The sequence below is a fragment of the Paenibacillus sp. J22R98 genome, from assembly GCF_059383835.1.
This window is the reverse complement of the sequence record NZ_JBXENW010000019.1, coordinates 34,057-47,869: the sequence shown is the minus strand read 5'-3', so window position 1 is coordinate 47,869 and position 13,813 is coordinate 34,057. Positions and strand designations below refer to the sequence as shown.

Below are 13,813 nucleotides of genomic sequence, written 5' to 3'. Positions count from 1 at the left end.
TAACTCTAGTTGCCAACGCAAAAACACCTCCAAGTTGTCCTCCACATCTTACGACATGGGGTCTTTCACTTGAAGGTGTTTTAATTTGTCTCACGTTATGGGGTCAGTCCCATACTGAGCGATAAGGCTTTTTACTATTGAATGATTAGTTATGTATCGGAAGCAGCTTCTTCTGGCCGATATTCACTCTAATTTTGTTAACGCGTGGCAGTCCGGCTACTTGACTGGCGAAGATACCCTTATTGTAATCAATGACGAAACGGGCGTGATCTTGATCCAACCCAACCTGGGTTTTGAAGTTGAGCGAAATCCCGTCCGGATCCGTTGTATTTCCAAGCACAGCGTTTATCGTAATCCCTTTCTTGGCGAAGAAGCCACCATGTATCCAAAATAGTGATCCTACGCCGTACAGCTCAGCTGTCTTATCCGTATAGAAGAAAGCATCCAGCGTATTTGTACTTTCTTTCTCATAACCTTCGCCAATGTCCTGGAAGGAGTCTACCCGATAGATATCAATGGGTCCGTTTGCGATCATAACAAGCCCTGTGCCACGTATTTGGGCATCAATAATTTCATTCAGTTGATCTTGTAACGAGAAGATGGTGGAGTCCATCTCCAGATTGCCTTTCAGCGTCACTTTGCCTTTGACAAGAATATTGGCCCGAATCGGAATTGTGGAATGGGGGTCATTGTTCTGAATAGTCAAATCGCCGTTGATGACCAGCCAATCATGTTTACCTTTGTCTATGTAGTTAACTTTGGTTAGCTGATCTCCTATCGATAAACTACCATCAACAAAGTATGCACCTGACAAATGGCCTAACTGATTATTGAGGTCAATCATGGCTTGATCATATTTTGCTTTTTCCACATTGTAAGCATCGGTTTCTTCGTTCGTAACATTGCCAGCTGGCAAGGATGGTGCTGTAGGCGGGACGAGAATTCGGTTTGAGTTATAATATAACCTCAGTTGATTCAACAGCGCGTCCTCTTTATTAACGGGAGCGTTCTTATAAGCACGCCATAGATCATCCCAGGTCGTTGGAGGTATTTCTTCACCAAGCGAGTCGAAAGCTTTGTCAACGAAAGATTGAGCGACGTCAATGGATATGAATTTCTTCGTCTCGGTCAACTCGATCTTCGTATCCAAGCCGTGGAACTGTTCATGATGAAAGTCCACATCCGTTAGGAGGTTACCGGAGGCATCATAGATCTCAATATTTTTTTGCGTTTTAATCTGAATTTTACCATTGCCGAGGTCATCGCCTTCTGCCACATAAATGTTATCCAAGGCTGAAGATTCTACAGGGTCAACATACAGATATTGCGTTTGCTTCACGAGATCTACGTCGTTGTATCTGTATTCCGCGGCGTTCCGTATAGCTAATTGCTTACCTGCATAGATATTGCCTTTGAAAGCGGGGGCGCCGTTAATGATGACATCGCCTTCCGAGCCCATGGCATATTTGAGAAAATCAGGGAACGTGTCCAGCGTTACATCTTGGACGAGATCTCGTTTGGCGCCATTTACCTCAGCTTCTGCAGTTACTCGAAGTGTAGTGAGGTAAGGCTCCTTGTTTTCTTGATTCAAGCTGCCTGTTTGGTTCGGACAATAAACCGTATTTTGCATAGCAGGGTCGTTAGTATTGCCGAGTATACATAGTTTCTGAATCCGATATTTCGGTTTCTTAGCAGGATCCAGAGCGGAGTCTCGTCCACCATATCCGTTAAACCCCTGTACAAACTTTTCTACTTCCTTCGTCATCTCCGATGGGCTAATAGACTGGTTATCGAAGCGTGCCATAATGTGTGCCATGGCTTCACTAAGCGCCTTATCCGCAAGATGAATCGTCTGTAGATTGTCCTCTGACTTCTGCGTCCGCGCGGCTCCGCCAATGGTTGCGCCGAGTACGGCAACCCCAATCATGGTAAAGAGAAGCATCATAAAGACGACAAGGAGAAAGGCAGAACCTTTTTCATCGCGATACATGCGTCACCTGCCTCCTTTTCTAAAATCCGAATCTACTTTCAAGGTCAAGGTCGTAGTCCTTGCCGCCGTATGCTTGCCGAAGCTTCAGTTTGATCTCCAACATCCCACTGCTGCAGCCGGATTGATCATTCAAACATTTCAATCTAATGAAGGAATCGTTGTGAGAGGAAGCCTCTTGGCCCAAATCCAAGGGCACAGCATTTGGCACAACTATTGATTCAATTGCAATCTCGCGATCGTTGATAAATAAGGCATTTTTACCTGAATCATTCGGTTTGATGGCGATCCCTTCTTGAAGCGCCGTGCCACCTGAATTTAAATCATCATCTGAGGGAACCTGAGGGAGCGTTAATAAAATCGATTGCCGCAGATTTCCGTTGGTCTGTAATTGCGAAATTCGACTTGGCCCCACTCGATACAATTCCGAAATAATGGAAGACATGAGCAGGTCGCCTTCGTCACGAAGTGTATTCTCGATCCGAATTTTGTTGTATGTATGGAGTCCAAACGTGATGGAGGAGTAGATAACCCCCATTACAACCGACAATAGTGCCAGCGTAGCGATGAGCTCGATTAATGTATAGCCCCCCTCCGCATTTTGTCCGAGCTTCATTCGCAGCCTTAGATTGTTAACGAATTGATTCATCGGTTATGTATCCCTCCACTTCGGCGCTTTCACGCTTACTCGAGCCGCCATCTTCTCCCTCCGAAGAAGCTGATGTCACTTCAACTTTAATAGGAATCAGATATTTGCCGATATTTCCATCCGTTGTGTTGTCTAGATCATTGAGCCCTTCCTGGTAAATGACCTTCACATGATAAGCGATACCGTTAATTTCGGGATTCAAAATATAGTAGAGTGACTGTGGATCTGAGAAGAGAGTTTCATATTGCAAGCAAGAACCGCTGTCCTTCAAGCAGTTTTTTGAATCAATTTCATCACGGTTCTCACCAATTCCGGTGGGCTGTCCGATCTTGAAAAATTTGACCATCTTGTCATAATCCGATTGCTTCTGCATATAGAAGAGTGTATTTCGCGCCAGATTGATCATAACCGTCTTATTCTGGTTGCCCTTGGCATAGGAGAGCGCATGGACAAAAAAGCCTGTCATCGCGAGTCCGGCGACGGAAAGGACGATGAGGCAGGTTAAGATTTCAACTAATGTAAAGCCACTCTCTCTGGATGGCCGCTGTTGCTGCTCGGTTGCTTTCATAAGCATCACAGTTCCCTTCGTTAATCGCACATTTGCTGGATATATTCGACACAGAACGTCGCAATTCCTCCTAGTTCTAAAGTCATGCCACAATAAAAATAAGCCGTTCCCTCTAAAGCGTAAGCTCAAGAGAAACGGCGTTTTTAATATAGGACTAATTACTCATCTGTCTATCGAGCCACAGCCTAGTTTGACAGTTAAATGCCACTCGCTCGAGGAGTACGGATCAATGCGTAGAAGCTTGTCTCGTTCAGTTGCTACCGTAAGGTTGTCGTAGTATCCATTGCTTGGCTCCAGAGCACAAACGGCTTGCTCGTTGCATAGCCCTTCGTCAATCCATATGCCTAAGTAGGGCACGAATTCAGCATCCCACTCCAGCTTCAAATAATCTTCACTGTCTTGTTCATATAGTCCGGTCCATCCCTCTTGGACTGCCCCGTCAATATAGAATTTACGAGCATCCTTGGCGGAAGCGGGGCCGATCGTATCAAGGCGAAGCTTCGAACCATCAATAACCGCTTCCGGCCAATCATACAGTTCACCTTTCTGCAGCAAGCGTCCGCCTCCTACACAGCGAACTTGTTTAGTTTCCTCAGGCAGTAAAATCCGTGTCTGTGCCGTGGCAACAAATTGGGGATGGGCAAGCCAAAATGCAGATAACGTCTCCGAGCTGAGGTTACGAACGGAGTAATCGAACCGTAGCTGCTGCTGCCCTTCGAAGCGGATGGTTCTTGTCATTTCGTAAGGGAGAGCTCTGCCGACTACCCTGCACACAAGTGCATCCTGTTCATCGAGAGAAACCTCCCAAGGAATCGACCATACATCGCCATGATCGGGCATGTGTTGTCCGAAGTAGGCACCATCTACCGGATAAGTGCAGGCAGCAACAGTAGGGAAACATTCATCCCAACCACTCATATCCGCCTTGAGGAAATTCGAGCCATGCTCCACCTTGGCTAGCGGTCGAGATCCGGTGCCGACGATCCACTCTTTGCCGGTTACGAGGTTTAGCAGAGAGACGATTTTGCCTCCCAGCCCGGGAATGACGATAATTCGTAGTCCGCTAGATTCCATGAGGACGGCTGGCCAGTCTTGAAAGGTGGTATTTTCTATTCTATATCGTGGTTTCATAGGGACATCTCGACCTCCGAAATGGTTTTATTACAAACCAAGTATATCGTAAATGATGGAGGTTGAAGGGGGCTAATTCGCTCAATCCGAAAGGAGTGGAGCAACCGAAATAGCCTCGTACATGGGACGCCGCTGCAGGTGACTCTGATAGAGCGTGATGGCATCTGCTCTCCACTGGAGCGGGCTGCCTGAAGCCGGAACTTGGAAGCTGCTAAGCATCGAAGGCTCGAATGCATCCTTGCCCGCGTAATTTCGTGCAAGTGTGAGATGTGGGTTATAGGTGCGGCTCTCCGGAGTGAACCCGATGGGCTTCAACATCCGAGCTACAGATTGTTGCAGCTTATGCAATTGCGCAAGATCTCCTTCAACGCCGGCCCACAAGACGGAGGGGCGAATCGGGCGACCGAAAACGCCTAGCGAGGTAACACTTAACTCAAAAGCGGGAACGGCAGTCGCTGCTTCGCGAAGTGCTTCTGATATAGCTGGAACAAGCGTACTCGGCGTATCGCCTAGAAATTGCAACGTAATGTGATAATCGTCCCTATGTGCCCATTTGCGGAAGGGGAGCTGTGACTTAATGTCCTCGCACATGATGGAAATGGACTGCTTGATGGCATCCGGAACGGAGACGGCGGCGAACAAGCGGACGGTCTGCTCCGTCGTGACTGGCGTATTCATCAGTTTATATCAACCTCTCTAGTGCATGGTGCTAGCGATCTTCAATGATATAGCCTTGCCCCAATTCGATCTCCATAAACCCAGCCATGTGCCGAGTTTGATAGGGAAGCGGCTCGTTACTGCCCACGAGAATGTAATTCCTTTGATCGGACGCGCTTTCAGCTGGCAAGGCAAAAGCTTGCACAGAGCGAAACACTTCCTGCAGCGTCGTATAGATGGCGTTTATATGAGTGTCATTTTCACGTTTACCCATCAGATTGATAAGGATCGCGCCGTTCTCATCCAGCTTGGCGGCAGCGAGCTCAAAGAAGCCCCGCGAAGTTAAATGCCGAGGTGTGCCCTTATCGGAGAAGGCATCAAGCACGATGAAATCATGCGCATACGCATCCTCGTCAGCAAGAAACTCTCGGCCATCGCCAACCACCACATTATCATCACTATAGCCAAAATATTGCCTGCTTAACGCCACCACCTGCTCGTCCAGCTCTGCAACCTTAAACCGCTTCCCCGGGCAATTCTGCGCAATCGTTCCAATGCCATGCCCGATCATAAACACACGCTGGAAGGACGCATTGCTGCTGTTCATAAGGTGAATCATTGCCTTCGGGTATTCAAACAAGATACGTTCCGGCTGATCCAAATCCATAGCGCCTTGCATGGCGCTGTTCGAGAACTGAAGGATGCGGAATCGTCCGCGCTCCTCTCCATACTCACTCGTATCGTAAACGATTATTTCCTGCTGTCCGCTGCTTTGCCGGTGCAAAATCTGCACAATGATCCAATCTCCTTCGTCTTAGCCAGCCGGCTGGCTCCACTATGATTTCAGCGTACCGCATCTCTGGGGCACATTCAAATACAAAACAACAAAAAAGCCGAGCCAGGATCAGATCCTGCTCGGCTTAAAAGGGCGATAGATGTTTATCCAGCAAGCCTCTCGATCAACCAAATGCCACCCATGACACATACGGCAGCGGAAGCAATTTTGACGGCTGTAGGGTAGTAACGTTTATTTTGCATGAGCTTGAGCAGCGGTACGATCAAGGCCATTAGCAGCAGCTGGATCGTTTCAATGCCTAGGTTAAAGTTGATAAGACTGACTGCTAGCTTAGACTTTGGCAATGACATCTCCATTAGAATATCGGCAAATCCGATCCCGTGGACGAGCCCGAAGAGGAAAGTGATCGACCAGCGATAACGGACTTGTTTACGGAAAATATTTTCAAGCGCAACATAGCAGATGCTGAGTGCAATGATAGACTCGACCCACTGAGATGGAACGTGAATGATCTCTAGCGTTGCTAGTGTAAGTGTAATACTGTGCGCAATTGTGAATGCAGTGATCACGGAAATATATTGTTTCCAGGTTTGCCGGCTTAGCAGCAATGCAAGCAAGAATAAGAGATGGTCGTAGCCGCCGAGGATATGGTCCATCCCCAGTTTGAAGAAAGTGACCCAAGCCGATTCAGGTTTGCTGCCATCCGATGTCACCTGTTCGACAGTTGCGCCGGTGCCAGGATCTTGCTGCACGTCTTGATTCTCGGTAACAAGTACGACAAAGCTGCGGTCCTTGCCTCGCAGTACGCTATCCGTCGATTGTTGATAGAAATTCATCGATACAAAATCCGCGTAATTGGTATTCTCATCTTGGGTATAAAGCCCGTCTTCAAATTTAAACGTTTGACCCGGAAGCAGCTTCGGCAGTTGGAAGGTAAAGGTGGCAACCTCTTTATCCGCCTTGGTTTCCAGCACCACATCAACAGGTTCGTATTCATGGGAGGCATTATCGATTTCGAGAATCAAGCTATCCTCCAAAAAGTGATTAATTTTAGCTTTATGTGCTTGTAGTTCTTCTGCGCTTAGCGATCCGTCTGCATCAAGATCGGATTTGGTTTGTTCAATGACAGATACCGTATCCATCGAAAACTTAACTAACGTAGCATCATCCGTCACTTCTATGTCGGTATAACTGACACTATATGGATGAGCAGAAGCGATTGTAAGCGGTAATGCAGCTAATAGAAGTAAGAAAAGAAGTCCAATTTTCTGGAAAAATTTGAAATACACCTGATGAAGACCTCCAAATAGGTAAGTTTGCTTCCTAAGTGTAGTCGATATTTTCGTGAAAATAAACATTTTACAAACTATTAATATAACTATTGGAAATTTTAATAATCAAATTAACATATAAATGGTAGAATTGGTTCTTGTGATATGGTGTCCAAATATTGCACTCATTTTTAACTACGAGGGGGACTTACTTAAGTGACGATTTGGAGCAAAAGAAGGCAAAGATGGACAGGCATTATGCTGGCATCTGCGCTAAGTGTTGGGCAGTTGCTGCCTATTATGCAGCCGGAGAAGGCTGAGGCAGCTGTTGCGGGACATGTCGTGATTAGTGAAGTTTTTGGTGCAGGCGGCAACTCCGGTGCAGTATTAACGCACGATTTTATTGAATTGTATAACCCGACCGATGAGGCTGTTAGTTTAGAAGGATGGTCGGTTCAGTATGCATCTACCAGCGGAACATCGTATTCGGTGACGAACTTGAGCGGTGCCATCCAGCCGCACGGCTATTATCTTGTACAGGAAACATCCAATAACACAGCCGTTGGAGGTGCAATGCCGGCACCTGATGCCAGCGGAGCCATTGCAATGGGTGCGAATAACTTTAAAGTAGCGCTGATCAACAGTCAGACAACGCTGAGCGGTGCAGGCATACCTGCAGGCGTGATCGATTTCGTTGGCGCGGGCACGGCAAATGCGTACGAAGGTACTTCAGTGGGCCCGGCTCCAACCGTAACGCAAAGCATGCAGCGGAAATCGAACAATAATGCCATTCCTGCAACGGATGGCAGCGGCAATGGCTGGGATGATGATAACAACGGCAGCGATTTTGTTTTAGGCACACCGAATCCTCGCAACACGGCCTCACCAGCAGAGCCGCCAGTAGGCGGAGGAATGGTGCAAACAGGAGCGATGGCCGGCACGAAGATGCTGTTCAACAATGCGGATGGTGCGAACGGTACCCTGACTGCTGAAGTAGGATCGGCAACAGATGGTGCAATCATCAAAGTGTATGCCGATAATAGCGCAACTACGGCACTTGAGACTGCAACAGCCGGTGCGGATGGCTCCTTTACGATTAGCAGAAGCCAATTGGCTGGACTGGCTAGCGTGTACATATCTGCGACGGCAACAGGCAAAACCGAGAGCAGCCGCACACCAATTAGCGCCGCGACAGCAAGTGCAGCGCTGAATGCTGCGGAGCTTACTTATGTTAAATCCGGCACAACCGGAACGCTGACAGGTACTACTAGTTCCGCTAACGCACGGGTTTATGTCTATTCAGCAAGCGAAGCAGGTCTTGCTAATCGACTGCAGACCTCAACTGGTGCTGACTATGTTACCTCAGGTAGCAATAAAGCCTTCAGCTTCCCGATTACCAACGCTCCGGACACGATTTATGTGGCGCAGCTTGAAGTAACGGATGCAGGGAAGAATCTGGAGAGCACGCCGGTTTCGGTAACGAAGGTAGCCGATCCAGTAGGTGCGACGCCGATCCAGACGCTTCGCGCGTCTGACGCCAACGGATCGCCGACATCCAGCTTGCTGCAGGATTTCATTATTGAAGGTGTCGCAACAGTCAATAACCAAATCTTCGGTACGCAAACGAACAATTACTATGTGCAGGATGCAACCGGCGGTATTAATATTTTTGGCGGCACAGCACCTGGAGTGACGATCGCTGCCGGCGATATTGTAAGACTGACAGGCAAATTGGCGTTCTATAACGGCCTTCTTGAATTTGTCCCCTCTGCTACGGAGAAACTTGGCACTCAGGCGCTCCCAGCTCCGATTTCGAAAACAGTAACCGAGCTGACGGCTTACGCTTCGGCCGAGCCGCTAGAAGGAAAGCTTGTTGAAGTGACAGGAACTGTATCCGCGGTAGCAGCAAGCGGAGCTAATTATAACGTCACCTTCCAAGATACAGCCGATTCCTCGAAATCGATTACCGTGCGCGTCATTAGCACAACCGGAATTGATGTGGGTACGATGCTGGCGGTGAATCAATCGTACACAGTGACGGGGATTGTAGGACAATTCGATTCTTCGTCGCCGTTTACGACGGGCTATCAATTGTTCCCTCGGAGTGCTGCGGATATCGTTGCGGCACTCACAATTACGCACACGCCGATGACGGAAACGTATAAAGGCGCAGATGCCGTATTTACTGCAAAAGCGTCAGGTGCTTCAAGCGTAACGGTGTATTACAGAGCAACTGGCGGAACAGCTTATACGGCTCTTCCGATGAGCAGCTCGAATCAAATGGATTACACGGCAACACTGCCGTCTGCTTCAGTTCCGAATGCCGGTATCGAATATTATATCGAAGCAGCCAACGGGGCTAGAACGAAGCAAGCAGGCACGTCTGCTGCACCTTACTCCGTCAGCGTCATTGACGATGCGGTAGGGCCAGCTTTTGGCGTAGAGAAACCAGAAGCAACGACGCGAGTCGAGAATTTCAAGCCGACGATCTCGCTGCAATACGAGGATCCGAGCGGAATTAATACGGCTTCCGTTAAGCTCAAAGTAGACAATGTAGATGTTACGGCTCAAGCGGTCGTGAGCACGAGCAGCGTAAGCTACCAGCCTACTGCGAACATGGCACTTGGCACACACAACGTGCAAGTAACGGTTCAAGACATTCGCGGCAATGAATCGGTGAAGAACTGGGCCTTTGAAGTGGTCGAAGTCTTTACCGGCGGCAACCATTACAGAGGTACGACACATAACCATACGAATCTTTCGCATGACGCTGCCGGCACACCGGAGCAAGCACTGCAAGCGGCAATCGCGCATGATTACGATTGGTTTGCATTCTCGGATCACTCGCATGATCTCGACGATTCATCGCGCGCGACCGATGGCACAACACATAACGGCATGCCGGAGCGTACAGGCGGAGGCAACTGGCAGTTGACGAAGGACCTGGCTAAAGAATACACGAAGAATGATCAATTCGTCGTATTCCCGGCATTCGAGATGACATCAACAACATGGGGTCACTCTAATATTTTCGGATCAGAGAACTTTATAGACCGCAAGCAAGACGGCGGCAAGTATCAGGATTTGAATCAATATTATGCTTGGGTGTTGACGTACGATAATGTTGTCGGTCAATTCAATCACCCTGATATGTCCGCAAATGCGTTTAACAATTTCAAACCTTACCAACGCGCGGTTGATGAACGTTTTACAATGCTTGAAGTAGGTAATGGCTCCGGTCACTATGCCTATGCGAATGCGGAGAAAACGTACTATAACGCGCTTGATCTGGGCTGGCATGTTGCGCCTACCTTCGGGGAAGACAACCATGACGGGACATGGGGTCAAACGACGAAACGGACTGTCATTGTTGCAAAGGATCTATCCGAAGCCTCCCTCTTTGACTCGATGAAGAAACGCAGAGTTTATATGACAGAGGATGCTAACTTTACACTCGATTTCTCAGCGAACGGTTATTACATGGGTGCAGTCGTTGAAGGCGACACTTTGAACTTTGAAGTGAACGGCAGCGATCCTGTTGCTGAAGCGAAGTCGATGCCAAGCTATTCCTACCTTTCCGACAGCTATAAGTCGAATGATGTGATCGATAAGGTGGAACTGATTTCTAACGGTGGTAAAGTGCTTGAAACTTATACTCCTGGAACGAAGGACTTCACATGGTCGCCATCGGTTGCCGTTAACGGCGGTCAACAGTGGTATATGATCAAAGTTACGCAAAAGGACGGCGAAAAAATCTACTCCTCGCCGATCTGGTCGCAAGAGGTTCCGGTTGATGCGAAAGTGAGCAGCTTCGATGTCATCGGAGGCGCGCTGATTGCAGGCAATCCGGTTGAGCTTCAAGCCGGTATCAGCAACATGGGAAGCGGAACGGCTTCAACGTTTACGGCTAAGTTCTACTATGACGTCGTGGATGAAGCTCATCTGATCGGCAGCGTTCCAATCCCTGACTTGGCAGGAAGATCTACCTATAATGCCAAATTAACGTGGGCGAGCCCTGTGCTTGGCAATCATCAAGTGATTGTAGATCTTGTAGGCACGCCGCCTGCCGATGATCCGGCAGACAATCGCTACACGAAAGATGTGGTCGTGAAGCCGACGCTCGGCATCACCATTATGATCGATGCCGCGCATGGCAACGAGAATACGACAACGGACGCCGGTACGTACAAAGACAATCTCAAAGCCATTACGCAGAAGCTGAGACAGCTTGGTTATACGGTTGTGGAGAATAAAGCAACGATTACATCCGCTGTTCTGAGCGGGGTGAAAGTACTGTTCGTCTCCCATCCGAAAACAGACCTAACGGCAGCGGAAAATACCGCGGTTGCTGATTTTGTGAAAAACGGCGGCTCCTTGTTCTTGGCGGATAAGAGTAATTACAACAACAATTCGGTGATTAACAACGACTTGCTGACGGAAATCGGCTCCACGATTCAAATCAATCATGACGGTATCTTCGATGCATCCAAAGAAGGAAACTTCTGGACGACACCAGCAACTTCGCTGTTTGCGGTCAGATTGCATCCTACACCGGTCCGTAATCTGTTGACGGATCATGTGGCAACTGTCGAATATTACAGTGGTTCAAGCCTTGAGAAAGTCGGTCATTTGCCGTTAACAGACAGCGATACGGTGACCGTACTCGTTTCCGGTAATGAAACCACCTATCAAGACAGCGTAACTAGCGGCTATCATGTTTACGATACTGTATCTGATGCTACAGGCGGCAGTGCTATTCCGGCGATTGCATCGGAGCAAGTCGGTGCCGGCCGAGTTGTCGTGTCCGGTATGAATTTCGTGAATGATAAACAAATGGATGAGGCCTATAACCCTAAAGGCAATGATGAACTTGGTGTTAACCTGTTCAATTGGCTGGCAGGACATGAAGCCACAGTAAGCACGATTGCAGATGCGAAGTCGCATGCGGATGATACCGCTGTTGTCGTGGAAGGTACAGTAACGACAGGCGCAGATGTATTCTTTGATGCTTTCTATTTGCAAGATGCTACAGGCGGTATTATGGCATTCCAGGATGTGCCGTCAGGCAGCCTTGTACCTGGTGACCGTGTTCGCGTTTATGGTAAGCTGCAAACGTTCGAGAATAATCGTGAGCTTATCTTTGATACATTTGCTGGAGATGTCGTCAAGATTGGCCATGTGAACCCAATCGAGCCTGCTCAGGTATCCACACATGATGCAGCTCAAGAGAACAGCCAGGGTTTACTTGTGAGGGTAAAAGGCACGGTTGTTTCCAAATACGACGACAACTCGTACGTAATTGATGATGGAACAGGCCCAGTGCTCGTATTTACAGACGGTTATATTGCACTTCAGAATGGCGTTGCCGTTCCGAAGATGGATGCAGGCGATACGTACGAAGCAGTAGGCGTAACAGGTAAGTATTCGGAAGGTGTGCGGATTAGGGTACGTGATACACGGGAACTTTCTGCGGTTTCTGCCAGCAGGCCACCAACGGGTACAGGACCGATTAGCACGAACCCATCCACAGACAAACCGGTAGTCTCCACGGATTCAGCCGGCAACAAAATCGCCACCCTCAAGGTAGATGAGACGTTGAAGCCATCTGCGGAAGGTACAGTCACTGTAGATGCAACAACTTCTGAGAAGGTCGGCGAGGTACATGTTTCTCTGGATGCCGATGTTGTTCGTCAATTGCTGGCGGATTCGGCTAAGGCAACTTTGAAGGTAAAAACATCGATCGGTGAGTATGCACTGCCGATGGAAGAAATTAGCGCGCTGCTTGGCAATCATTCAGAAGCTAACGTCGAAGTAATGATCTCCGTGAATAAGGATGCGGAGCAAATCGCCGAGAAGCTTGGTAATCAAGTTCTTGCGGCGATTGATTTCACGGTGACGGCAGCGGATACAGATGGGAAGAAACACGTGCTATCGACATTTACGCAGTATGTTGCGAGAACCGTTGTACTTGATACTGCAATCGACAACAGCAAGCTTGCTGTTGTCAGAGAAGTTAAAGGAGCTGACGGTAATACGTCGTATGAGCCTGTACCGTTTACCACAGATGGGAAAGTCATTCATATTTACAGTCTTTCCAACAGCACCTACCTTGTTCTTAGCAACAAGCACACGTTTAAGGACATTGCAACGCACTGGGCTCGCGCTGATATTGAAGCGGCGGCAGGCAAGATGATTATCGCAGGCTTTAGTGCGGATGAGTTTAAACCGAACCAACAGGTGACCCGTGCTGAGTTTGCGCTCATGATGGCAAATGCGCTGGGGATGAAGACGCAAGGCATAGCTTCGACTTCGATGTTCCACGATGTCAGTGCGAATGCTTGGTACGCAGCTGCTGTTCAATCGTTGGTAGGCTATGGCATCGTGAAAGGTGACGCTGCAGGCAACTTCAACCCGTCAGCAACGATTACACGGGAAGAGATGGCGGTCATTCTCTACAGAGCGATGGGACTCGCAGGTTATCACTATAACGAAGCGGCAGCGGAGTCCGGCTTTAGCGACGTGAGCAGTATTCACGGCTGGGCACTGGATGCCGTAACGAAATTGGAGAGCGCCAAGCTGATCAAAGGAGTTTCGGGTAAATTTAACGCGAGCTCGATGACGACACGTGCAGAAAGCGCCGCTCTAATCACACGAATGCTGTCGGCAGTTAGCTTTACAAAATAAAAGTACGCTACCTCACGGATCGTTACAAAAATAAAATAATAGGATTGAACAAGGAGCTAAGCGACATGAT

The 13,813-nt window shown here is 48.4% G+C and carries 8 protein-coding genes; 1 reads left to right on the top strand and 7 read right to left on the bottom strand.

From position 1 onward, the window contains the following. Positions 1 to 145: 145 nt before the first annotated feature. From AC50Y3_RS29725 to AC50Y3_RS29695, 7 genes are all read right to left on the bottom strand, one after another. Positions 146 to 1,990 (bottom strand): hypothetical protein, encoded by a 1,845-nt coding sequence (locus tag AC50Y3_RS29725; RefSeq protein ID WP_494822266.1) that lies wholly within the window; start codon positions 1,988 to 1,990, stop codon positions 146 to 148. A 19-nt stretch (positions 1,991 to 2,009) separates the two neighbouring features. Continuing rightward, positions 2,010 to 2,636, bottom strand: a complete 627-nt coding sequence (locus tag AC50Y3_RS29720; RefSeq protein ID WP_494822265.1) for a prepilin-type N-terminal cleavage/methylation domain-containing protein — start codon at positions 2,634 to 2,636, stop codon at positions 2,010 to 2,012. After that, positions 2,620 to 3,204, bottom strand: coding sequence for a type IV pilus modification PilV family protein (locus tag AC50Y3_RS29715; protein ID WP_494822264.1), 585 nt, complete (start codon positions 3,202 to 3,204; stop codon positions 2,620 to 2,622). Before AC50Y3_RS29715 ends, AC50Y3_RS29720 begins: the two co-directional genes overlap by 17 nt. Positions 3,205 to 3,366: 162 nt before the next feature. Next, complete coding sequence (locus AC50Y3_RS29710; protein WP_494822263.1) at positions 3,367 to 4,335, bottom strand: hypothetical protein; 969 nt, start codon at positions 4,333 to 4,335, stop codon at positions 3,367 to 3,369. A gap of 81 nt (positions 4,336 to 4,416) precedes the next feature. Beyond that, positions 4,417 to 5,013 carry an RNA 2',3'-cyclic phosphodiesterase gene (gene thpR / locus AC50Y3_RS29705; protein ID WP_494822262.1) on the bottom strand — a complete coding sequence of 199 codons (597 nt, stop codon included), beginning with the start codon at positions 5,011 to 5,013 and terminating at the stop codon, positions 4,417 to 4,419. A gap of 31 nt (positions 5,014 to 5,044) precedes the next feature. Further along, positions 5,045 to 5,785 (bottom strand): spermidine synthase, encoded by a 741-nt coding sequence (locus AC50Y3_RS29700; RefSeq protein WP_494822261.1) that lies wholly within the window; start codon positions 5,783 to 5,785, stop codon positions 5,045 to 5,047. A 146-nt stretch (positions 5,786 to 5,931) separates the two neighbouring features. After that, the gene (locus tag AC50Y3_RS29695) at positions 5,932 to 7,077 is read right to left on the bottom strand and encodes a HupE/UreJ family protein (RefSeq protein ID WP_494822260.1); all 1,146 of its coding nucleotides are present in this window, start codon (positions 7,075 to 7,077) and stop codon (positions 5,932 to 5,934) included. A 198-nt stretch (positions 7,078 to 7,275) separates the two neighbouring features. Between AC50Y3_RS29695 and AC50Y3_RS29690 the strand changes: the two genes are divergently transcribed. Further along, positions 7,276 to 13,743, top strand: a complete 6,468-nt coding sequence (locus tag AC50Y3_RS29690; RefSeq protein ID WP_494822259.1) for a DUF4350 domain-containing protein — start codon at positions 7,276 to 7,278, stop codon at positions 13,741 to 13,743. The last annotated feature ends 70 nt before the right edge of the window (positions 13,744 to 13,813 follow it).